Origin of the sequence: Lysinibacillus sp. NPDC093210, assembly GCF_044753985.1 — a bacterium.
In the GTDB taxonomy this organism is placed as follows: Bacteria; Bacillota; Bacilli; order Bacillales_A; family Planococcaceae; genus Lysinibacillus.
The window spans coordinates 298,400-320,019 of the sequence record NZ_JBIVOE010000004.1; the positions used below are offsets into that span (position 1 = coordinate 298,400).

Sequence of the window (21,620 nt, forward strand, 5' to 3'; positions counted from 1 at the left end):
ATGCAAACAAACACCTTCAATTCGAAATATGAATGCACCATCTCATTTTAAATTATAATGGTCGATTCCTCTTTTAAACTTTGTTTTACTAAAAAATTATTTCGATGTAACATTATTAAAAATAAGCCTAGAATAACTCGATTTTGTGAGTCTCTGGACTTTTTTATTAGCTCCTTGTAACATTGGATTAAGAATAAATTGTTTTTAGATTTCTTCATTCAATTACTGATACACTATAAGCAACAATTTAGACAAAAAAAGCCTAGTTAATTATTATTTTGTTTTCTTTACTGAATGAATATAGGATATACTTTTATAGTCCTGTTATTGGCACGTAAAATTTAAATTTAAAATTCAAGAAAGTTTTATTGGAGGTTTATTATGAATTACAGAATTATTAACAAACAAGTATTTGAACAAGCGCAGCTACGTTCGGTTTCGGATGTACCATTTACTGAAGAAGAACTTCAAAACGGTATGAAAATAGCTGTTTCTAAAGCGGATGATACGTTAGCTTTATATTTACTAGATATCGAAGGTCATAAAAAGTTTGAAGTTCGTTGGGATGATTCATCAGAAGTTTTCAACGGTTGGTATTCAGCATGGGATAATTTCTCTTGGTGCCTAGATGTAGTTAGCAAATAAATAGAACTTGATGAAATAATATCAACTAGAAACAACATCCTTTTGTTTTCGGTTGATATTATTTTTATTTAAGTAATATTTCAAATTGCTAATGAAGGATGACTCATACACGAAATAAAAATAACGAACGGCTTAACCCCTTAGAATTAAAGGGCCAAGCCGTTAAATAAATTATTTTTAAAAGAAAATCCAATGAGCATTTGCTTTTTAATTATATTTTAATGTTATATATTTGATTAACGATAAAAAGTTGCTGATGTTATTAGTTGATAGCGGTTAGAATCTTTGTAGAACCATACTTCATCTTTATATTCCTTGTATAGAACTGGCCACCTCCAATGAGGTTTAGTATATCGTTTCCATGTATAGTAGATACGTCCTCTTTCAGACGATAGAGCGCTAACAAAAGCAGATACTACTCCTGCAATGGCTGGTACCACTATTCCTCCAGTAAAAATTGAAGCAACAAGTCCTGCAAGCGCACCTACTGCTAAAGAAGTATAGCTAAATGATCCATTGTCCGTCCATTCATATTTCCATTGTGATCCCCCAAAACCTGCACCTTGATCAACCGAAAAAGGTCTGATAGTGAAACTGTTAATATTCCCCTCACTTTCACTCACCATACTATTTCCAATTTCATCAACTAAAGAACGTAACTCTGATGGAACTAACTGACCATCTAAATATAAGTCTCCTGTTTCTAAATCATATGTAGCTTCATATTTTTCTACACCATTATCCGCCAAAACACTCCTCTTGCTATCATTCATAGTTGTTGTAAAGGTATAGCCTTCTAAAACGCCCGAACCTATACTCACTTTACTCTCTGAATTGTTTATTTCTTGTGCGTTAATATATTTTGGAGTAAGGAACGAAAAAAGCAAAGTAAAAATCAATATATAAGTTATAATATTTTTCATAACTATTGCCCCTTTCTCAAATTCTTATTATTATAACTATATATTCAGAATAATAAAATTACTTAATTTATTTGTCAATATATTATAAGGAGTGATATTATGAAATTTTTAAAAAAGATTACATTTATCCATCCTATAAGAAAGTACATACATGTCATACTAATCATTTTCATGTTTTCTCTTGTCGTTCCTGCTGGATTCAATCCACTATTTATAAATTTAATCATGGTCCTTTTTGGACTCGTCATATTAAATCGTGGTTTTGATTACAAAGGAACGGACAATAAAGCTTTTTACAAATGTTTGTATATGGGCATAGCGATGTGTTTATTATTTATTGTTTTATTTATTGTCCAATTAATAAGAAATGGATAACATACGTTACGCATGCCTTTCACTTTCGGGTAGTTAGCAATGCACGGAAGATGATTTTCTTTCATTCGTTAGAAAAAATAATCTAACTCCCTTTCCCCTTGTATAATTCATAAGCAATTTGAACATATATGGAGTAACAAGGGAGGTAAACATCATGAAAAAACTACTTTATTTCTTAGTATTATTCACATTATTACTATCAGCCTGTGGAAAAAATGCAGAACCGAAGGAAGTAGCAGTCGATCAAGACACATCTGTTAAAGATATTGTGGCGGCAACAGTTAAAAATAAATTTACTGTAGAAGAAACGAAAGGTATTGTCACTATATCGATTCAAGATACAGATGTACGAGAAGGTTCTAAAAATCAGATGCTGAAAGATTCCGGTAAAATATTTGCCGAGCTGTCGAAGCTAAAAAGTGTGAAAACACCTTCGATCATTTGGTTTGCCCCATTAACAAGCGCTAATAGCAATGAAGAAATGACGGAAGTATTAAGCATTTATTTTGATGAAGAAGATTTTAGAACCGTCAATTGGGCCGACTATTCACAATTAAATATAGAATCCATTGCCACAGAATATAAAGAAAACCCAGCTTTAGGCGATTAAAGAATATTAATTTGCAAGGAGTTGGGACAAAGGTGTATGGAAATTTTCGCTATATAAAATGAAAGCTAGATTTTCTTTCTTTTGCAAAAATTAAAATGTTAGAAGAGAGCCCTAGTTGATGGTAGCGGAGGCGGCGACTCCTGCGGGAACACACAAAGCGTAAGACGCAACAGGCCGCGCGTTAATGAGGGTTGCGGCTTACGTTGTGCCCGCGGAAAGCGACCGCCGGAGCGGACAACAACGGTATAGCATAAAGCGTTAGATTGATTGCAGTCAATCTAACGCTTTTTCCTTTTGTCCCAACCTCTTTTAATTTTCGAAATATAGGTGTTACATGTTGTTCTTTACCGAATATAAAATTTATATGCCCATCGTATTCATTAATACAAGACGCCAGCCATCTGGATCTTCAATTGTTACACCTTTTTCTGCCCAATAAAGATTTTCTGGCTCTACTGCTGGATAGCCCATCTGCGACAGTCGTTGCACAATGCGTTGGATTGCTTCAATGTTTGGCATGTAAAGCACAAGAAGATTATCTTTTGTCGGTGCAGGACATGGGCTTCCATCAACGTGCTCAGTAAATTCCAAATGGTAATTTGCATTCGGCAGACCAATCATAATCCCATCGTAGCCTCGATGCCCTTTAAACGAGCCTATTTTGTCTAAACCTACACCATCACAATAAAACCTTTCTATTGCCTTTAATTGATGAGTCGGTCTTGCAACACGAACCTGTACAACTTCTTTTGCCCATTGTTCTTTCATCGCCATCTCTCCTTCTAGGACGATTATATAATGGGAAAACTTGAGAGGAGAACCGTCAATAGTCTGAGTTCTATTGCGCGTGCCATATTATATCCGCTTTTTGTAATGGTACTTCCTTTTTTAAGTAATATTCTTCCGCTATCCAATATCTGTTTTCATACTTCTTCCTAATTGCTGATACACCCCCTATATACGAATCACGCTTTAAAACTCTATCTTCCCTAACATGTCTTGGACATTCTAAAAATATCGTATAGTCATAAAATCCCCTCCATTCTTTGCGCTGCAAAAAGACTCCTTCTATTAAAAGAATACTATTTGGTACAAGTAGCTTTTTAATATTTATGACTGTATTCATTGCGCGATTATAAAAAGGAAGAGTTAATTCTTGATGACCATTATGTATTTTTAAAAGGCATTCTTTTATAAAATTTATATCCCATTGTAAATAATAATATTCAAACCATTCTTCATTGCCGGTATTGTATCGATTTTCACTTTCTACAATGTAATCATCTATATGCAGAACATTAATCATGCAATCATTTTCCAACGCGCTAGCTAGCTTATTTACAAAGGTAGTTTTTCCTGCCCCTCCTAATCCATCAATTGCAACAATGAATGGTCTTTCTTCTCTATCTGGACTATTAAACTGTTTCATTATTTCGGCTGAAAACTGATGCATCTCAAGCATTCTTCCACTCTCCTACACGATACGGTAAAATTAAAAATAACCAGCTTACTTCCCACAAAGTAAACTGGTCTCTTTTAAATTATTGGGATAACGCAACATCGAATGAAGCAGCAGTTTTCGCCTTTACTTCCTCCAATGTTACACCTTCTGCTAATTCTATTAGTCGCATTCCTGTAGCTGTAAAATCAAAAACAGCTAAGTCTGTTATTAATCTGTGCACAACACCTTTGCCCGTTAACGGTAACTCACACTGCTTTTTAATTTTTGACTCTCCGTTTTTGTTCACATGCTCCATCACAACAATGACTCTTTTCGCACCAACAACAAGATCCATGGCGCCTCCCATGCCCTTTACCATTTTCCCTGGAATCATCCAATTGGCAAGATCACCTGTTTCGGAAACTTCCATTCCGCCTAAAATAGCAAGATCAATATGTCCACCACGAATCATTGCAAAGGACTCAGCGCTATCAAAAAAGGATGCTCCTGGTACAGCTGTCACTGTTTCTTTCCCAGCATTTATGAGGTCAGCATCTACCGCACTTTCCTCTGGATACGGGCCAATTCCTAGGAGGCCATTTTCGGATTGTAAAAGCACCTCATAATTAGCAGGAATGGCGTTCGCAATAAGTGTTGGAATACCGATACCTAAATTGACATTCATGCCATTTTGAATTTCTTGGACAGCTCTATTCACAATTTTATATCTTGTATCCACCATCATGCTTTCTCCTCCTTTTTAACAGTCAAACGTTCAATACGTTTTTCATAGTTTTCACCGAGTAGAACACGTTGCACGAAGACACCTGGTGTGTGGATATGATCTGGATCTAGTTCGCCCACTTCTACAATTTCTTCCACTTCAGCAATTGTAATTTTGCCTGACATTGCTGCTAACGGATTAAAATTACGCGATGTTTTTCGATAAATTAAATTGCCTAGCTTGTCTGCCTTCCACGCTTTGACAAGAGCAAAGTCGGCAACAATTCCTTCTTCTAAAATATATTCCTTGCCATCGAAAACTTTTACTTCTTTGCCTTCAGCAATTGGCGTTCCAACCCCTGTTGCTGTATAAAAACCTGGAATACCCGCTCCTCCAGCTCGCAAACGCTCTGCCAATGTTCCTTGTGGTGCAAGTTCAACTTCTAGCTCACCACTTAAAAATTGCTGTTCAAATATTTTATTTTCTCCAACATAGGAAGCAATCATTTTTTTTATTTGTTTATTCGCAAGTAATAACCCTAAACCCCAATTATCTACACCACAGTTATTACTAATCACGGTTAAATCCTTTGTTCCCTTTTGTTGTAACGCGTCAATAGCCTTTTCAGGAATACCACTTAAACCGAATCCCCCTACTGCTAACGTAGCACCATCATTTATATCTGCAACGGCTTCCTCAAACGAATGCCATACTTTCCCGTTTCTCATATCGAAACCCCCTAAAATTGCTCGTTTATTAACAAAAATTCTACATCATTCTTGTTTTATAAGTAAAGGAATTAATTGGAATGGTATTTATGCTTATTCTGCATAAATCCATGGATACTAATCTTCTTCCGTTCGAATGGTCTTTAATAATTGCTTTAAAGCATAAGATTGATAGGTATTTTTTTTCGTAATTACACCGAGACGCCACGGCATATAAAAGTTCTGTAATGGAATAATCTTCACATTCCGATTGGTTTGCTTTGCTGCAATAGAATAAGGCAAAAGGGTCACGCCTAAATTTGAGGATACTAGCTCAACAATTAAATCCCATTGCGAGCTTTTGTAGCCTATTATTGGTGTGAATCCTGCGCTTTTACATGATTTAATAACATAATCATGTAATGAAAATTCCTCTGTAAAAATAATGAATGTTTCATCTTTTAACTCTTGCAATAAAATGTGCTCTTGTTGTGCTAGTGGATGTTGTTCATTAATAAAAACAAAAAATTGATCTTCAACGAAAGATTGGACAATAAATTTCCGTTCGTCAGTCGGTAAAACTACAATGCCCATATCCACTTCTCCACTTTCCACTAAAGTACCAACTAATTTTGCTCCACGCTCGACTAGCTCTAAATGAACATTTGGATATTGCTGGTGAAACTTACGGGCTATTTCAGGAAAAAATAATGTTCCAATGAGTGGAGGAATACCTAATTTAATAGACCCCGTTTTAATATTTAATAAGTCATCAAGCAATATATGTAAATCATGAACAGAACGCATAATCTTTTGACCTTGTTTGTAAACGATATGCCCTGCATCCGTTAACTCTACATGGCGAGTAGAGCGATTTAATAATTCAACATGCAGATTGTCTTCTAATTTTTTTATGCTTTTACTTAATGATGGCTGCGATACAAAGGATTCACTCGCCGCTTTTGTAAAACTTCCATGTTCTACAACTGCCATAAACGCCTTTAAATCTCGTAATTCCATATGCTAACCCCTTATTTATTCTAATTTGTTATGGAAAAATTCATTAAATTATTAATTAGTAATAAATTCTCTTAATAATTCTTTAATCCTTCTTTGAAAACGCAACCTAAATAAAACTAAGAACGAGAAGGTTTTCATATGAATCCTTCAAACCGATATAGCCTTTTAGCATCTCGCAATGAAAATCGGTAACATCAATGCAGGAATTTTGTTTCATTCAAAAGATTTATTTATGGATAATTCCTTAGAAAATCTATATATTTGACTAGTTGGGCGTTTTTAAGACTTTAGCTTACTATTAACACATAAGTATTTTGTCGCAATTTTATAAAGTTAGGAGATAACTGTTATCACACTAGCGCACTGTTCTATTAAATAAAATAAAGAAGGATTTTACGGATGCTAATTTTTTTAATTATTTTTTGTGCCATTATATTAGGAGGATTCTTGTTACGAAGAATGTTTTATATTAGAAAGGACCGTCTAGAAAAGAAAAAGATTATGGAGGAACGATTAAAAAAGCTTATTTTTACGAATTCTAAGTAACTATAAAATAATATTTCTATATTACATTACATACGCGGAATTTAACGTAGAGATGATACGCGTGCTAGGCTTAATTCTAATTTTAGCCCTTCTACATAAGCAAAAAAAATGAGAACAATCTATGCTTTTTATTTCAAATCTTTTTAGTTTAGTGGTAAACTATCTATTGTCAATTAAATGAAGTAGTAATGAGTATGATTTATGTTTAACTGTCAATACTCAGTTTATCACTCAAACTAGGAGGAATTTTATTATGAAACGTGTTGAAAATAAAGTAGCACTTGTTACTGGCGGTGCTTCAGGAATAGGTTTATCAGCAGCAACTTTGTTAGCGAAAGAAGGAGCAAAAGTTGTTATTGCTGACTATAATCTTGAAGGGGCAAAAGAACTTGCTGCAGCATTAGTAAAAGAAGGCTATGAAGCAGCTGCAGTATTTTTAGATGCTGGCGATGCTGATTCAATCAAAGCAGCAGTAGAATTCACTGTTGAGCAATTCGGTTCTTTAACAGTACTATATAACAATGTAGGTTCAACAAACTTACAAAAAGATTTAGATGTAGTAAACATGGATTTAGAAGAATTTGATCGCCTAGTAAATATCAACTTAAAATCAGTATTACTTGGTAGCCGTTTCGCTATTCCACATATGCAAAAAGCTGGTGGTGGTTCTATCATTAACACTGCTTCTATGGGTGGATTTGCAAGTGACCAAATTCGTACAGCTTACGGTACAACAAAAGCTGGCGTAGTTCACTTAACTAAATATATCGCAACTCAATATGGTAAAGATAAAATCCGTTGTAACGCTGTAGCACCAGGATTAATTTTAACTCCTGCAGCTAAAAACAATTTACCAAAAGATTTACTAGAAATTTTCACAAAATATAATGCCCTACCATACAATGGTGAAGCAGATGATATCGGTTACGCAGTAGTATACTTAGCTTCTGATGAATCTAAATTTATGACTGGTCAAACTCTTCAAATTGAAGGTGGCCATTACATTGCTAACCCAACAATTGCAGATACAAATGTTTGGGCTGCAAACCAACAAAAATAATAACCTTTTTAGTTGATTAAAAAGGTTTGCACGTACAATTAGTATTAAAATGTTAGTAAAGATATCGAGACTTATATTCTCGTTGTCTCAGGCTGTAGATAAACTCCAAAGAAATTTGGAATTGTCTACAGTCTTTTTTTAAATAAATTGCTTGAGTACCTGGCACCTCGCAAAAATACTTCGCATAATATCGGCTCCTAAATCAGAATAATCCACTTCGCTTTCCGCGGGCACATCGTAAGCCGCAACCCTCGCTATCGCGCGGTCTGTTGCGTCTTACGTTCTGTGCTGTTCCCGCAGGAGTCTTCGTGGATTTTTCCTTCGATAGTTTAGGAAATTGTTTGAGTGCCTGGCACCTAAAACTGGCACCTAGGCCTTCTCTAACGCTAATTTAATGCCAAAGCCAATTAGAACTGTTCCTGTTAGGCCCTCGATTACTGCCTTCGTCATAGGCTTCTTCATAAAAGCACTAATTTTATCTAATAAATATACATAGAAGATAAACCATAAAGCCGTTAAGGCGGTATAAATAAGTCCCATCAGCAGGAATGGGAAAAATGTGCTGTTTGAGCCATCTACAAATTGTGGTAAGAACGTTAAAAAAAACACTGCTACCTTTGGGTTTGTAACATTTGTTAAGAAACCTTGCTTAAAGCATGATTGATTCCCATACTTAATGTCTATTTGAGTGTCATCATTTACGACTGGAGACTGCGTGCGAATTGTTTTTAAAGTCCATAATGTCTTCACACCTAAATAGCATAAATACACCGCTCCAACGTATTTTAAAATAGCAAATATATAGGCTGACTTTACAATAATTGCAGAGAGTCCGATAACCGCAGCTAATGTATGAATAAATAATCCACAGCATGAGCCAAGTATTGTTTGTAACCCACCCTTTTTATTAACTGTTAAAGTATTTTTCGTCGCAATAGCAGTATCGGGTCCCGGTAAAATTATTAATAAAATACACATCAATAAAAACATCGGAATATTCTCCATGCCAATCACCTCCTGTTATTCTGAAAATTATAAAAATAATTCTACCATACGTAACCGGTCTGAAAAAGATACCACTAAAAAAATTCCCCATATCCTTTATGATTGACATATAACCATAAGGTGTTATATATTTATAACACCTTATGGTTATATTTTAAAAAAAGAGGAGACTATAAAATGCCTGAACAACTACAAAATATTGTTAAGACAGTTACACTTAATGCGCCTATCGAGAAGGCGTGGGAAACGGTTACAAATGCAGAAAAGCTTGGCTCTTGGTTTATGCCAAATGATTTTAAACTAGTGGAAGGGCATGAATTTACATTACAATCTCCATTTGGACCATCACCATGTAAAGTGGAAAAGGTAGATGCACCTCATTTTGTACGTTTTGCATGGGATACTGATGGATGGTTTGTCACTTTTGAGTTAAAGCAAGCTGGAGATCAAACAGAATTAACATTAACTCATGGTGGCTGGAAAGAAGCATCTCATATTATTCCAAAAGCTAACATGCCTGCGGAAGCTGTTCGTCAAAATATGGATGGCGGTTGGACAATGCTTGTCGGTAAAAAGTTGAAAGAGGTTGTAGAAACAAAATGACACAGCTTGCAGAACAGTATGATGTTTTCCAAGCAATTGCTGATCCAACAAGACGTCATGTACTACAACTGCTAGCCGAAAGCGATAAACCAATAGCTGTCATTTCAGAGCATTTTACGATTAGCAGAACTGCTGTCGTCAAACATCTACACATATTAGAGCAAGCCAAGCTAGTATCAGCCCAAAAGAAGGGCCGAGAAAAGATTTACACTTTACACATCAATCGCTTAAAAGAAATTGAAGATTGGTTACAATACTTTCATTTATTTTGGGATAATAAGCTGGTACAATTACAAAACATTATCGAAAAAGACTAGCACAATTTTTATGCCCACAGCAAAATTAGGCCGCAACAATTCGCATTAGCAATTGTTGCGGCTTACTTTCTTATCTCATATAAAATAATCCACCATTTATAATTTCAATCTTAATTTTTGCATCGTATTGTTCTTCTAAAGCTTTTTTCTCAACTTCATAACACTCTGGCTTTTCTTCCACATCTTCATAAAAATAATCTAATACGCGTTGATCTCGTTGCCATCTCATTTTTGCTTGCTCAGCCCATGTATGATCATCCTGTTGGATAATTGCATCAATAGCTTCATCCAAGCGTTGAAGCGCCCGTAAAGGCTTAATTATATATTGTACATAAAAGGCATCTTCTGACTGCGTAATATTCCAGTCGATATTATTTATTGTTTCATGGAAATTATCATTCATCGTCCCTGTCAGTAAATTAATTCCAAAAGAGTACATCATTTCTTTCGTTCGATCGCAACAATACGACACTTTATAATTTACCCCAAGCCAAGGCGTAAGCATGACTTGCCCTGTACCTGCATCTACTTTTTGAAACATTTGAACAAAAGCTCCTAGCTCTCTCGTAGCTTGAAACAATTGATTTAGCCTTGGAGAACCAAAATGTACGACCTCCCCAATTATCTTTTCTGATAGTGCACTTTGATCTGTTATAAAGGTCACTTGTGCAGGGCTAGGTTCGCCATTCGTTGCTTCAACGTATTGCCAGTAAAAGGGGCGATTCATAATTCTTTTATCAATAGCAATCGTTAATTGTACTGTTAGGTAATGGTCACTATCACCTACTATATCGCATTCATTTTCAAAGAAAAATTGTCGTAAATAACTGTGAACCTGTTGTGGATACATGCCCCACTCCCCCTTTCAATATCAATTACACCTCAGCGTAATGGCGTCCACATCTTTTCATGCCTGCTCGAAAAGCTCCTTTTAAAATCTGTGACATCCGCTGTGGCATTTAACTTGATTCAGCTAGGATGTAATTCTATATTTAACATTCATCCTCACTTAATTGAAGCAAATAACTACTGCTGAAGCAGGTTAAACAGATTTTTTGAAATTCGTTAAGATTGCATCTAAGTCTCCTACTACCTTTTCAAAGACATCAATTTTTGTATGCAGTAGTGCCAGAATATCCTTTTCAATCGTATCTTCTACAGCAAGATTATAAATATGAACATCATGTTCTTGTCCTAAACGGTGAACACGACCTATTCGTTGCTCAAGCTTCATTGGATTCCAAGGCAAATCGTAGTTAATAACATGATGGCAAAATTGAAGGTTGATCCCTTCTCCACCTGCCTCTGTTGCAATCAATACTTGAGCTTTTTCCTTAAATATATGCTTCATGTAATCGCGCTTGTTTTTATTGAACTTACCATTAAACAAAACACTCGTAATACCATGTGAATGTAAATACCATTGTAAATAAATTTGAGTTGCACGGTATTCAGTAAAAATAATGACTTTATCTTTAGCAGCCTGTTCAATAATTTCAAGCGTCTTCTCAGCCTTAGAATTCACTTCTAAAGCCATAACCTTTGCAAGAATTGCTTCTAGCTCATCGCGTTCCGAACTATTTTCTAGCATTTTAGACAACGTTAAAGCCGTTGCCTCTTTGCTGCTACACATCTCTTTTTGCAAAGTAATTAATGAAAAGGAACCTGTAGACGTAAGCGAACCAAGTAAATGATAGACCTCCATTTCCTCAGGGCTAAAATGGATAGGAACAATTTGAACACGTCTATTAGTCCACTCAATGCCTGTGTCCTCTCTTCGATTCCTTACCATCACCTGGTTGACTAGTTCTTTTAAATAGTCATCGTGTTGTAAATCGTGCTTGCTTGCTGAAAATGCAGATTGGAATGTCTCATAATTGCCAAGATGACCTGGCTTCAGCAAAGAAATAAGATAATAAAGCTCAAAAACATCATTTTGAATCGGTGTAGCCGTTAATAATAAACAAAACTTCTTCTTTAATCCTTGCACAAATTCATAAATTTGAGTTTTATGGTTTTTTAATTTATGTGCCTCGTCAATAATAATCATGTCATAATTTTGCGCATAAATTAGTTCTTTATGTGGGCTTTTTTTTGCCGTATCCATGCTCATAATAACAATATCGTAACGCTCAATCGGGCAATTTTTTTTATACGCTACAGCTGGAATGTGAAATTTTTGATTCAATTCTTCAATCCATTGATTGATAAGAGAAGCAGGTGCTAAAATCAGAGCTTTTTTCACAAGCCCTCGTATCATGTATTCCTTTAGTATTAAGCCTGCTTCAATTGTTTTACCAAGCCCCACCTCATCTGCAAGTATCGCTTTCCCATTCATCCGTTCTATAACGGTTTGCGCTGCTTCTAGCTGATGGGCAAGTGGTGTTAGCTTCGGTAAAACTTTAGGTGCTTGTAAACCAGTAAATTCCGGAATTAAATTCATTTTCACAATTTCATAGTTCATTTTGTACAAAGTCCAACTATGCCATTTTTCTTGATTTTCTAGCCTATTTATAAAGCCTTCTTGCCAATCGGACGACCTCTCCACAATCATGATCATCACCTCATGCTATTATTTCTAAATTAGGTTGTCCAAAAAAGAAAAAGCTATGTTAGATTTTGCTCATGTAAAAATATACATATTTTAAGTGACATGCAGATGACTTCTTACTGCTCAAATAAATTAACTCTAGAAATAATTTCGAGGCATTGGTCTTATACTATTTTTATGGTTAAAACGAGGCATAATGATATAGAACTCACCGCAGCTTAGGCTTTTTACGAGAAGGAGTCTAGTTTTTGGAATTTGAATAGTTTTAAATTACAAAAAAAGAGAAGGCTTATATGCCCTCTCTTCCTGTTATTCACGTTACTTCACATATGCGACAGCTCTTACTGGAGATGCAGTGGAGTTTTTCAATTTAAGCGGCAGTGCCATAAAAGTAAAACGGTCATTTAAAGGTAGCTGTTCAAGGTTGACTAGGTTTTCTACTATATAAATAGGAACACTTAGCAGCTTTATATGCACTTCGCGTTTCATATTGTCATGAACATCTATATTCGCTAAATCAAGACCAATGCATTTTACTTGTTTCTCAAATAACCAATCACCTGCACAAGTGGCAAAAGCGTGCTCTTCAAAAAAGTCCCCTTGTCCCCACTTTGCTGTGCGTGTTCGTACTAATACAATATCACCTTGCTGTACAGTAATTCCTTGTCTTTGCTCAGCCAGTGAAAGCATCTCTGCTGTAACAGGTTCAAACGGATTTTTGAAAGGAGATACATCAAGTAAGACAGCATCCCCATATGTTTTTGTTAAATCCATTTCAGCCGTAGATTCCCCACCTCTTATAAAGTGAAGTGGCGCGTCAATATGTGTCCCGCTATGATCGGACATACGTAAAAAGCGAGATTCAAATCCTTCACATGGTGCTACGTAACGATGACCGGAATTATCAAAAGTGGATTCTTCTTGTATAGCAATCGGTGGATGTGATGTATAAGAAACTAAGCCATCATAAATTTCTAGTGTTAAATCAATAATTTTCATTTATTTTTCCTCCTTAAAATGAATCACAACTTTTCCATTTACTTTATTAAGCGCACTTTCAAAACCAAGAAGACTATCTTTAAATGGGACCGTATGTGCAATTAACTTATTAAATGGATATTTTGTATCCGCAGCCATTTGTAAAACTGCTTCATAATTAGCCTGTGTAATGCCATAACTGCCTTTAATCATTATTTCACCACGTACAATTTGATCCATTGGAACAGCAAACTCAGCAGAATTGATACCGACTAATACAAGCTGACCACCACGTTTAAGTAAACGAATAGCTTCTTTCGGAATAGTTGGATGTCCAGAACAGTCAATGATTGCATCATAGCCAGAAAAATTATCGTGTATTAGTTCCTCCGTAGCAACAAATGTTGCATGCACACCTATCTCTTTTGCTAACTGCAAACGACTTTGATCTTGTGGAACCCCTAGCATATGTGTTTCTTCATTACCTGCCCCTACTAAAATAGCAGCTACCCCTAATCCTATTGGTCCAGGCCCAATGACTAAAACAGACTTTTTCTTGTAATCAGCTACTTTTAAAACTGCCGTATAACTCACTGCTAAAGCTTCTGAAATAGCTGCGACTTCATCACTCACTGCGTCGTCAATTACAATAATATTATTTACATCGACTACCATATACTGTGCCATGCCACCAGCCTCACGAAATCCATATCGAAGGGCCTCCGTCGGTGTTTTTATCAATTTATAATCATTAAAATCACAGCAATTCGTTTCACCACGTTGACAATAATCACATACACCACAGCTTTTATATGGGTTAATAACCACTCTTTTATTTAAAAATGTTTGATCACCAGCCGTCCCCATAGCTATTACTGTTCCAGTTACTTCATGCCCGAGCACAAGTGGGTAAGTGACCCAATCATAGCCACCATGCCCATCATACATATGCAAATCGCTCCCACAAATACCAACGGCATTTACCTTTAGTAAACATTCATTACTATTTAACTCAGGGACAGAATAGGTTTTAAACTGAACATCCTTTTTCTTTGTTGAACACTTTACTAATGCTTGATATTCCATCGTCATATCTACTCCTATTCTCATTCATATTTGCTGCCTTTATATTGAACCTCTACTGAACCAATTTAATAATATCTATTAAAGTCTTTTCTTTTTGCGCTAAATATTGTTGTTTATCGATGGATGACCAGTCGTAAAAGCCCTGATTGGTTTTCATTCCATATTGTTTTGCTTCAATTTTCGCATGATGTATCGCAAGTGGTTTCGTACCATTCTCTAAAGTTGGGTATACATGATCGACTATGGCATAATGCGTATCTAAACCATTTATATCCCGTTGCTCAAGTGGCCCTGTATTGGCTAATCGCACACCTAGACTCATTTTAGCAATAAAGTCTAACTCTTCAGCCGTTACAATTCCCTTCTCAACTAAAGACATCGCTTCTCTTGCAAGTGCACTTTGCAATCTGTTTGCTACAAAGCCCTCAATTTCCCGTTTCAATAAGATAGGCTTTTTACAAACACTTTGTAAAAATTCCATAGTAGCATTTGCTCGTTCCTGTGATGTAAAAGCGCTAGGAACTACTTCTATTAAAGGGGTAATATGTGCGGGAGAAAAGAAATGTGTCCCGATTAAGCGTTCTTTATGCAACATTTTTTCAGCAATATCGCTAATTAGATAACTCGATGTATTGGTACAAAACGTAACTTCCTTTTCATAAAATGAATCCAGTTGTTCGAATAAAGCTTGTTTAGCTTGCAAATTTTCAACAATCGCTTCAAAGACAAATGTTAAACCATCAATTTTTTCTAGTTGCTGTAAAAAAGTGATTTGTTGTAAGTCTGATTGCTGCTTCAATTGCTGTAATTTTTCTATATTAGGCTCATATAAATAGACATTCACGTTATATTGGTTTAAATATTTCGCGATAGCCGAGCCCATAAAGCCTCCGCCTATTATTAGTACTTTTTGCATTGTTAGTTCTCCTTCTTAAGCTTTACTATCCTCATCAGTCCAAATTACTTGTATGCCTACTGCATAAATACATAATGCTTTCACCTCAACTAAAACATCAACACTCGCACCAAGTGACATGGCATTTCCTTTATGAATCTGAATGCCTTTTTCATAGGCATCACAAACGTTTATAGCATACAGTAATAATTCCTTTAGTAATCTAGACACTGACCCATCTCGTAAAGAAGTTGTTCGCAAATTGCTATATTTTAATAAAGTATCTGGTGCATAATCTACTAAATATTGAATCCATGTAGGTAATACATCAAACTCGCCTTGATAATAATCAATACATTCCTGCTGTGAGGAAAATGTATCTACCTCTTTCTCCATTTCAATGGCCTGTGCGTCTCCTGATAGCTGAATTGCGTAAGAAATAGCTTCTATCCCAGATAACCAAGTAGGAATACCTCTAGAAATAATGGCTGATGCAATTAGTTCTGCAATTTCTGCGACAGAATTGCCCGCTTCAACTGCTTGCCTTACGAAATAAAGCATTTGTTTTTCCTCACGTCTTGCTGCAAATAATCCTACAAGTAACAATGTTTTTTCTCTTTTGGCTAAAGTACCTTCTGCTAGAAGTGCTTGATACATGCTGGACATTTATATTTTCCCCCTCAGGTTATGACTATTTGACATACGTTGCTGTCCGCTACGGCGGGCGCTTTCCGAAGGTTTACCGGCGATTTGTGGGCTTTTATCGGCGGTTTCCACTGTCTTCCTGGCGATTCATGAGCTTCTATTAACGCGAAAAATCCGCTCTCTTTCTGTGGTCGAACCGCAATCCTCTCAAATGCTAAAGCATCTGCGGAGGCTCGCTTGGCTCGCTTTTCCACAGAAGTTTAGCGAATTTTTTGCTGAAATCCTTTAATCCTTACTCTTTAATTTCTAAAGTAAAAACGACCAAGCTAATGTTGCAATAATGTAAATAATACCCACGAAGAACATGATCATAACAAGGAAGCCCATAATATCTTTTAGCTTTAAGCGAGAGAGTGCCAGAGCTGGTAAAATCCAGAATGGTTGTACTAAATCGTTCCAGGCATTCCCTAACATAACGGACATTGATGTTTCTGATAAGGAAGCACCTAATTCTTTTGCTGCCTCAATCATAAATGGACCTTGTACTGTCCAGTGTCCTCCTGCAGATGGTGCAAAGAAGTTAATGAAGAAGGAGCTAATTAACCCCCAAAACGGTAGGGTATGCTCGTTTGATAAGTCAACGAATATTTTTGCAATTGTGTCCACTAAACCAGAAGCGGCCATGATAGCCATAATCCCTGCGTAGAAGGGAAATTGTAGTATGATTCCTGAAATTGTTTTAACCCCATCAGCTAAGTGCTCAGCATAACGTGCAGGTGTGCCTAGTAAAATAATTCCTACGAATAAAATAATAAAGTTTAAAATATTTAAGTTTAATGAATTACCATTTGTGAAATAGATTACTATATAAATCAGCCCTAACACACCAATTGCGTAAGCTAGAATGCGGCTGTTATTTAATTTACTTGCTAATGTATTGTCTTCCAAAAGGTTTAATTTTGCTTTTGGTTTGTCTGCATATAATGCTGGATCAATCTCCACAACATTTTTAGGATCTTTTGGATGTAGCATCGCATTAAATAAAGGTAATGTAATTAACAAAACAACTGTTGTAATAATCATTGGTAAGCTAAAAATTGTTTCTGATAATGTAACTAATCCCATAGCATCTTCTAAGAAGTGACCTGGAGTTGAAATTAAAATTGGAATAGAAGCAGATAAACCTAATCCATAAAAAGTGAATCCAGAATATGCAGCTGCAATGATTAGCGGATAATGGACCCCTTTAACTTTTAACGCTAGTTTTTTGGCGATAATCCCACCAATTACTAAACCAAATCCCCAGTTTAAATAACTACCGATACCTCCAACAAGTGTTGCCACGATAATTGCCATTTTTGGCGTATGAACCATACTTGCTATTTTATTTAATAACTTATCCGTTATTGGTGCTGTAGCTAATACGTAACCCATTGCAAGAATAACGGCCATTTGTGTTGTAAATGCTAGTAAATCCCAAAAGCCACCACCCCAGGCAGTTGTTAGGTCCACAAAACTAATATCTTCAATTAGTAGAGCCAATACAAACGTTAATAATGTAAGTCCAATTGCAAATACAAATGGATCTGGTAAATATTTTTTCATTACATTTGTGAAAAAATTCGTTAACTTTTCCATACAATTTTCCCCCTTGATGTGTTCTCCTAAGTAATTTTTGGAATTAGCTCTTTAACGTGTAAACATGATAAAATATAATCACAATCTTTACATGTTGGAGGGCATTTTCTTGCAAAAATTAACTAGTATTTTAGTGACCGCTTATGCTAAGGCACCCCAAGGCACGTCTATGTACGAGATGTACAAACATGCTGGTATTGTGTTAGAAATCGATCAACAAAGTCATAAAATTATTGATGCAGAATTTACATTCGTTACTGATCTTGCACAAGATTTCTTTAAACGTATGCTGATTGGCTTTGATCTTACGGCCAATATTGATGAATTAATTGCTCGTGTAGATGAGCACTATTATGCCCCATCAAGTGGTTCAGTCGTAGTAGCTCTAAAGTCTGCGCAAAAAAGATACCTTGAAAAAATTCAAAAAGATAGCTAAGCACCTTCACCGAGTCATGTACTCGGTGTTCACTATGCTTGGCAGTTTTCAACGATAGTTGAAACACCAAGTCCCCCTGCGATACATAATGTTACTAAGCCATAACGCTTGCCTGTTCGTTCAAGCTCATGAATAAGTTTTGTCATTAAAATGGCACCAGTTGCCCCAATAGGATGGCCCATTGCAATAGCACCACCGTTTGGATTTACTCGATTTATATCTAACCCCAGTTCATTGATAACTGCGATAGATTGGGCTGCAAAGGCTTCATTTAGCTCAATAATATCAATATCTTGAATTGATAAATTTGCCTGCTTCAATGCTTTTAATGTAGCTGGAACTGGACCGATTCCCATTATAGATGGATCTACACCTGCGGCTGCTTGAGCAAGTATTTTCACCTTAGGCTTAAAGCCTAGTTCTAAAGCTTTTTCATTCGACATGATTAACAATGCAGCCGCACCGTCATTACGCCCACTACTATTGCCTGCTGTTACTGTTCCACCTTTACGAAATACGGGCTTTAACGTACTTAACTTCTCTTTACTCGTTAAAAATGGATGCTCATCTTTTCCAAAAATTTCTATTGATTTTCGTTTTTTCACTTCGTAAGGTACTATTTGTTTGTCAAAATAACCTTCTTGTATGGCCTTTGCTGTACGTTCTTGACTAAGATGCGCAAATGCATCTTGCTCTTCACGAGAAATTGAATATTTTTCGGCTAAATTTTCTGCTGTTTCACCCATCGTTGAAATGCCATAAACTTCAAACGGTTGTGAGCCTGGTTGACTTTCTGTATTCGGATCTAACATGACAGCATTTCCAACGCCATATCCATAACGAGCATTTCGTAAGTAATATGGGGCTGTACTCATGGATTCCGTTCCCCCTGCGATAATAATATCGCTATAGCCAAGAGCAATTTGCTGTGCCGCATTATTAATGGATTGTAGTCCCGAACCACATTGACGATGTACTGTATAACCTGGAACGGTAATTGGTAGCTCGGCACGTAAAGATGCAAGGCGTGCAACATTGGATTGATCTGCACTTTGTTTTGCTTGTCCCAAAATCACTTCATCAATTAGAGTGGGATCCAGCTGTGTACGATTTAGGAGCTCACGTATAACTGTTGAGCCAAGAATATCTGCTGTCTCATTGATTAATGAGCCCCCTAATTTACCTATAGCTGTTCGAACACCTTCTACAATAACTACTTCTTTCATGCTATTTCCCTCCTATTTCAATGCATTGACAAAACTTGCTTCGGTGCTAGCCTCTACTTGCTGTAATGTAACTTCAGGCATTAATTCAACCAAATGTAACTGTCCATCCACAAAGTTAAAAACAGCCAATTCAGTAATGATCGTATCCACGCTACGTGTTGAGGTAATTGGATAAGTGCAATTCTTTATAATCTTACTTTTTCCATCTTTTGATGTATGCGTCATCGTGACAATGACCTTTTGTGCACCGATTAGTAAATCCATTGCACCGCCAACACCAATAATATTTTTCCCTGGTACTGCCCAATTGGCGATACGTGCTTGCTCATCTACTTGTAGTACGCCTAAAATGGCTACATCCACATGACCCCCTCGAATCATGCCAAATGATTCTGCACTATTAAAAAAGGATGATCCAATGGCTTCTCCTACTGGCATTTTTCCAGCATTCACTACATTCGGATCAATATCCTCCTCATCTACACCTACTACTCCGAGCATGCCGTTCTCTGTATGAAAGTGAACATTGTCATTTTCTACATACTTTGCAACAAGTGTAGGGATACCAATACCCAAATTAATAATTTGTCCATTTTCAACTTCTTTTGCAGCTCTTTTTGCTATTAGCTCCTGAATTGCATTAGCCATGATCCACAACGCCTTCCTTCGTTAAAATCTTCTGTGCTACAATCACTCGATCAATGAATAAATGCGGAGTAATGATATTATCACTGCTTAGCTCGCCTGCTTCTACAATTTCATCTACCTCAACAATGACTGTCTTCGCCGCAGTTGCCATAATCGGATTAAAATTTCGCGCAGTTTTGTAATACACTAAATTTCCAAGTCTATCTGCCTTATGTGCACGAATAATTGCGACATCCGCCTTTAACGCTTCCTCAAAAACGTATTCTTCACCATTAATTATTTTTGTTTCTTTACCTTTCGCCAAGTCTGTTCCAAAAGAAGTTTTTGTATAATAACCACCAATCCCTGCACCACCAGCTCGAATCGATTCAGCTAATGTACCTTGGGGTAATAATTCAATTTCAAGTTCTCCACGTTGAAATGCTTCGCCAACATCTCGATTGCCAGTAAAGTAAGATCCAATTGCCTTTTTTACTTTCTTTTGCTCTAGCAATTTACCAAGACCCTTACCTTTTTCTCCTAAGTTATTGCTAATGATTGTTAGGTCATTAACCTCTAACTCTACTAGTGCATCTATTAAAGTAAGTGGCCCCCCTACTAAACCAAAGCCACCGACCATTATCGTTTGACCGCTTTCAACGCAAGATAAAGCCTGTTCTACAGATTCATAAATTTTCATTGTATTCACTCCATTACTTTTGGATAAGCGCATCACTAATTTCAAACCAAGAAGGAATGCCAGCTGTTAATAGGCAAATATAGCCTAGCTCTGCCAATTCTGCTTCTTTTACACCTATTTCACGTGATTGTTTAGCCCAATAATCTGTTTCCTCATTTTTCAATACTGTTGTGTAAATTCCTGTCATCAGGATATGTTTCATTTGCGTTGATACAACATTGCTATCAAGCAACACAACTTTTAAAGCGTTTTCATCTTTTGCAACAATGAAACTTAACAATTTCTCAAAATACGCCTTACTTTTATCTGTCGAAGCAAACGTACTGTAATAGTGCACAATATCACTTGCTGAAGCATCATGTGAAATTTTGTCAGCACTCGTATTCGTTAGCTCTAACGCATAGTCAAAAGACTGTAAGCCAATTTGTAAGGCTTTTTCCCCACCATAGTTAAATGCTACGAGTAAGTACTCAATCAATTCTTCGAGTGTAGCACCACCATCCATTGCGCCTTTTGTATGGTACACCATACTACGTGCATAATGTCTTGCAGCATTCATGCCAACTAACAAAATGTCCTTGTCCTTTACAGAAAGTACACCTGGTGCCATTGCTGCTCCACGAAGTGCTGTATAGTGGTCTAGCATTGCTGGATTATAATCATGCATTTTTTGCACCCATTCAGGTACTACATCATAAACTTTTTTAAAATACTCTAATCCTGTAGACATCCAATAAATCCCCCTTTTGTTAAATTTGAATAAAAAAAGGCCACACTTCCCCAAAAGACGGCATGTACCGTACATTTAGAAAAGTGTAGCCAACAGTCAAGCAGGGAAAGTAGAAAAAGGTCGTTTTTCTAA

24 protein-coding genes are annotated in these 21,620 nt (G+C 36.3%); 6 read left to right on the plus strand and 18 right to left on the minus strand.

From position 1 onward, the window contains the following. The first annotated feature begins 381 nt into the window (after positions 1–381). Positions 382–645, plus strand: coding sequence for a hypothetical protein (locus ACIP9C_RS12795; protein WP_173478775.1), 264 nt, complete (start codon positions 382–384; stop codon positions 643–645). Positions 646–881: 236 nt separating this feature from the next. Here ACIP9C_RS12795 and ACIP9C_RS12800 read toward each other — a convergent pair whose 3' ends face one another. Beyond that, positions 882–1,568 (minus strand): hypothetical protein, encoded by a 687-nt coding sequence (locus ACIP9C_RS12800; protein WP_401011123.1) that lies wholly within the window; start codon positions 1,566–1,568, stop codon positions 882–884. Positions 1,569–2,097: 529 nt separating this feature from the next. Between ACIP9C_RS12800 and ACIP9C_RS12805 the strand changes: the two genes are divergently transcribed. Next, complete coding sequence (locus tag ACIP9C_RS12805; RefSeq protein ID WP_401011125.1) at positions 2,098–2,553, plus strand: hypothetical protein; 456 nt, start codon at positions 2,098–2,100, stop codon at positions 2,551–2,553. 360 nt (positions 2,554–2,913) lie between these two features. Here ACIP9C_RS12805 and ACIP9C_RS12810 read toward each other — a convergent pair whose 3' ends face one another. From ACIP9C_RS12810 to ACIP9C_RS12830, 5 genes are all read right to left on the minus strand, one after another. After that, positions 2,914–3,321, minus strand: coding sequence for a VOC family protein (locus tag ACIP9C_RS12810; RefSeq protein ID WP_401011126.1), 408 nt, complete (start codon positions 3,319–3,321; stop codon positions 2,914–2,916). 70 nt (positions 3,322–3,391) lie between these two features. Next, positions 3,392–4,015 (minus strand): kinase, encoded by a 624-nt coding sequence (locus tag ACIP9C_RS12815; protein WP_401011128.1) that lies wholly within the window; start codon positions 4,013–4,015, stop codon positions 3,392–3,394. 79 nt (positions 4,016–4,094) lie between these two features. Next, entirely contained in the window at positions 4,095–4,736 is a 642-nt protein-coding gene (locus ACIP9C_RS12820) for a 3-oxoacid CoA-transferase subunit B (RefSeq protein WP_401011265.1), read from the minus strand. After that, positions 4,736–5,446 (minus strand): CoA transferase subunit A, encoded by a 711-nt coding sequence (locus ACIP9C_RS12825; RefSeq protein WP_401011130.1) that lies wholly within the window; start codon positions 5,444–5,446, stop codon positions 4,736–4,738. The genes ACIP9C_RS12820 and ACIP9C_RS12825 overlap by 1 nt, the downstream gene beginning before the upstream one ends. A gap of 117 nt (positions 5,447–5,563) precedes the next feature. Continuing rightward, entirely contained in the window at positions 5,564–6,445 is an 882-nt protein-coding gene (locus tag ACIP9C_RS12830; RefSeq protein ID WP_401011132.1) for a LysR family transcriptional regulator, read from the minus strand. 799 nt (positions 6,446–7,244) lie between these two features. Between ACIP9C_RS12830 and ACIP9C_RS12835 the strand changes: the two genes are divergently transcribed. Then, complete coding sequence (locus ACIP9C_RS12835) at positions 7,245–8,051, plus strand: SDR family NAD(P)-dependent oxidoreductase (protein WP_401011134.1); 807 nt, start codon at positions 7,245–7,247, stop codon at positions 8,049–8,051. Positions 8,052–8,420: 369 nt separating this feature from the next. On the opposite strand, the gene ACIP9C_RS12840 is transcribed toward ACIP9C_RS12835, so the two are convergent. Beyond that, the gene (locus tag ACIP9C_RS12840) at positions 8,421–9,056 is read right to left on the minus strand and encodes a LysE family translocator (RefSeq protein ID WP_340821259.1); all 636 of its coding nucleotides are present in this window, start codon (positions 9,054–9,056) and stop codon (positions 8,421–8,423) included. A gap of 177 nt (positions 9,057–9,233) precedes the next feature. Between ACIP9C_RS12840 and ACIP9C_RS12845 the strand changes: the two genes are divergently transcribed. Both ACIP9C_RS12845 and ACIP9C_RS12850 read left to right on the plus strand, forming a co-directional pair. Continuing rightward, a complete protein-coding gene (locus tag ACIP9C_RS12845; RefSeq protein WP_401011136.1) occupies positions 9,234–9,659 on the plus strand; it encodes an SRPBCC family protein in 426 nt (141 codons plus the stop codon). After that, positions 9,656–9,976: an ArsR/SmtB family transcription factor gene (locus tag ACIP9C_RS12850; RefSeq protein ID WP_401011138.1), complete on the plus strand. Its 321-nt coding sequence runs from the start codon at positions 9,656–9,658 to the stop codon at positions 9,974–9,976. Before ACIP9C_RS12845 ends, ACIP9C_RS12850 begins: the two co-directional genes overlap by 4 nt. Before the next feature lie 70 nt (positions 9,977–10,046). Here the strand turns inward: ACIP9C_RS12850 and ACIP9C_RS12855 are convergent, their stop codons facing one another. From ACIP9C_RS12855 to ACIP9C_RS12885, 7 genes are all read right to left on the minus strand, one after another. Then, positions 10,047–10,826: a YqhG family protein gene (locus tag ACIP9C_RS12855; protein WP_401011139.1), complete on the minus strand. Its 780-nt coding sequence runs from the start codon at positions 10,824–10,826 to the stop codon at positions 10,047–10,049. A gap of 192 nt (positions 10,827–11,018) precedes the next feature. Further along, positions 11,019–12,536, minus strand: a complete 1,518-nt coding sequence (locus tag ACIP9C_RS12860; RefSeq protein WP_401011141.1) for a DEAD/DEAH box helicase — start codon at positions 12,534–12,536, stop codon at positions 11,019–11,021. Between the two features lie 309 nt (positions 12,537–12,845). After that, positions 12,846–13,526, minus strand: a complete 681-nt coding sequence (locus ACIP9C_RS12865; RefSeq protein WP_401011143.1) for a cyclase family protein — start codon at positions 13,524–13,526, stop codon at positions 12,846–12,848. Beyond that, positions 13,527–14,591, minus strand: a complete 1,065-nt coding sequence (locus tag ACIP9C_RS12870) for a zinc-dependent alcohol dehydrogenase (RefSeq protein WP_401011145.1) — start codon at positions 14,589–14,591, stop codon at positions 13,527–13,529. Between the two features lie 52 nt (positions 14,592–14,643). Continuing rightward, positions 14,644–15,507 (minus strand): 3-hydroxyacyl-CoA dehydrogenase NAD-binding domain-containing protein, encoded by an 864-nt coding sequence (locus ACIP9C_RS12875; RefSeq protein ID WP_401011147.1) that lies wholly within the window; start codon positions 15,505–15,507, stop codon positions 14,644–14,646. A 15-nt stretch (positions 15,508–15,522) separates the two neighbouring features. Then, a complete protein-coding gene (locus tag ACIP9C_RS12880) occupies positions 15,523–16,152 on the minus strand; it encodes a carboxymuconolactone decarboxylase family protein (protein ID WP_401011149.1) in 630 nt (209 codons plus the stop codon). 285 nt (positions 16,153–16,437) lie between these two features. Continuing rightward, a complete protein-coding gene (locus ACIP9C_RS12885; protein WP_401011150.1) occupies positions 16,438–17,769 on the minus strand; it encodes a short-chain fatty acid transporter in 1,332 nt (443 codons plus the stop codon). A gap of 109 nt (positions 17,770–17,878) precedes the next feature. Between ACIP9C_RS12885 and ACIP9C_RS12890 the strand changes: the two genes are divergently transcribed. After that, complete coding sequence (locus tag ACIP9C_RS12890; protein WP_173478792.1) at positions 17,879–18,205, plus strand: DUF3870 domain-containing protein; 327 nt, start codon at positions 17,879–17,881, stop codon at positions 18,203–18,205. 32 nt (positions 18,206–18,237) lie between these two features. On the opposite strand, the gene ACIP9C_RS12895 is transcribed toward ACIP9C_RS12890, so the two are convergent. From ACIP9C_RS12895 to ACIP9C_RS12910, 4 genes are read right to left on the minus strand one after another with little or no spacing between them, the layout of a single operon-like run. Further along, positions 18,238–19,431, minus strand: a complete 1,194-nt coding sequence (locus ACIP9C_RS12895; RefSeq protein ID WP_401011153.1) for a thiolase family protein — start codon at positions 19,429–19,431, stop codon at positions 18,238–18,240. A 12-nt stretch (positions 19,432–19,443) separates the two neighbouring features. Then, on the minus strand, positions 19,444–20,079 hold the full coding sequence (locus ACIP9C_RS12900; protein WP_401011155.1) for a 3-oxoacid CoA-transferase subunit B: 636 nt from the start codon (positions 20,077–20,079) through the stop codon (positions 19,444–19,446). Continuing rightward, positions 20,072–20,758 (minus strand): CoA transferase subunit A, encoded by a 687-nt coding sequence (locus ACIP9C_RS12905; protein WP_401011156.1) that lies wholly within the window; start codon positions 20,756–20,758, stop codon positions 20,072–20,074. Before ACIP9C_RS12905 ends, ACIP9C_RS12900 begins: the two co-directional genes overlap by 8 nt. A gap of 13 nt (positions 20,759–20,771) precedes the next feature. Then, entirely contained in the window at positions 20,772–21,488 is a 717-nt protein-coding gene (locus ACIP9C_RS12910) for a carboxymuconolactone decarboxylase family protein (RefSeq protein WP_401011157.1), read from the minus strand. Between the last annotated feature and the right edge of the window lie 132 nt (positions 21,489–21,620).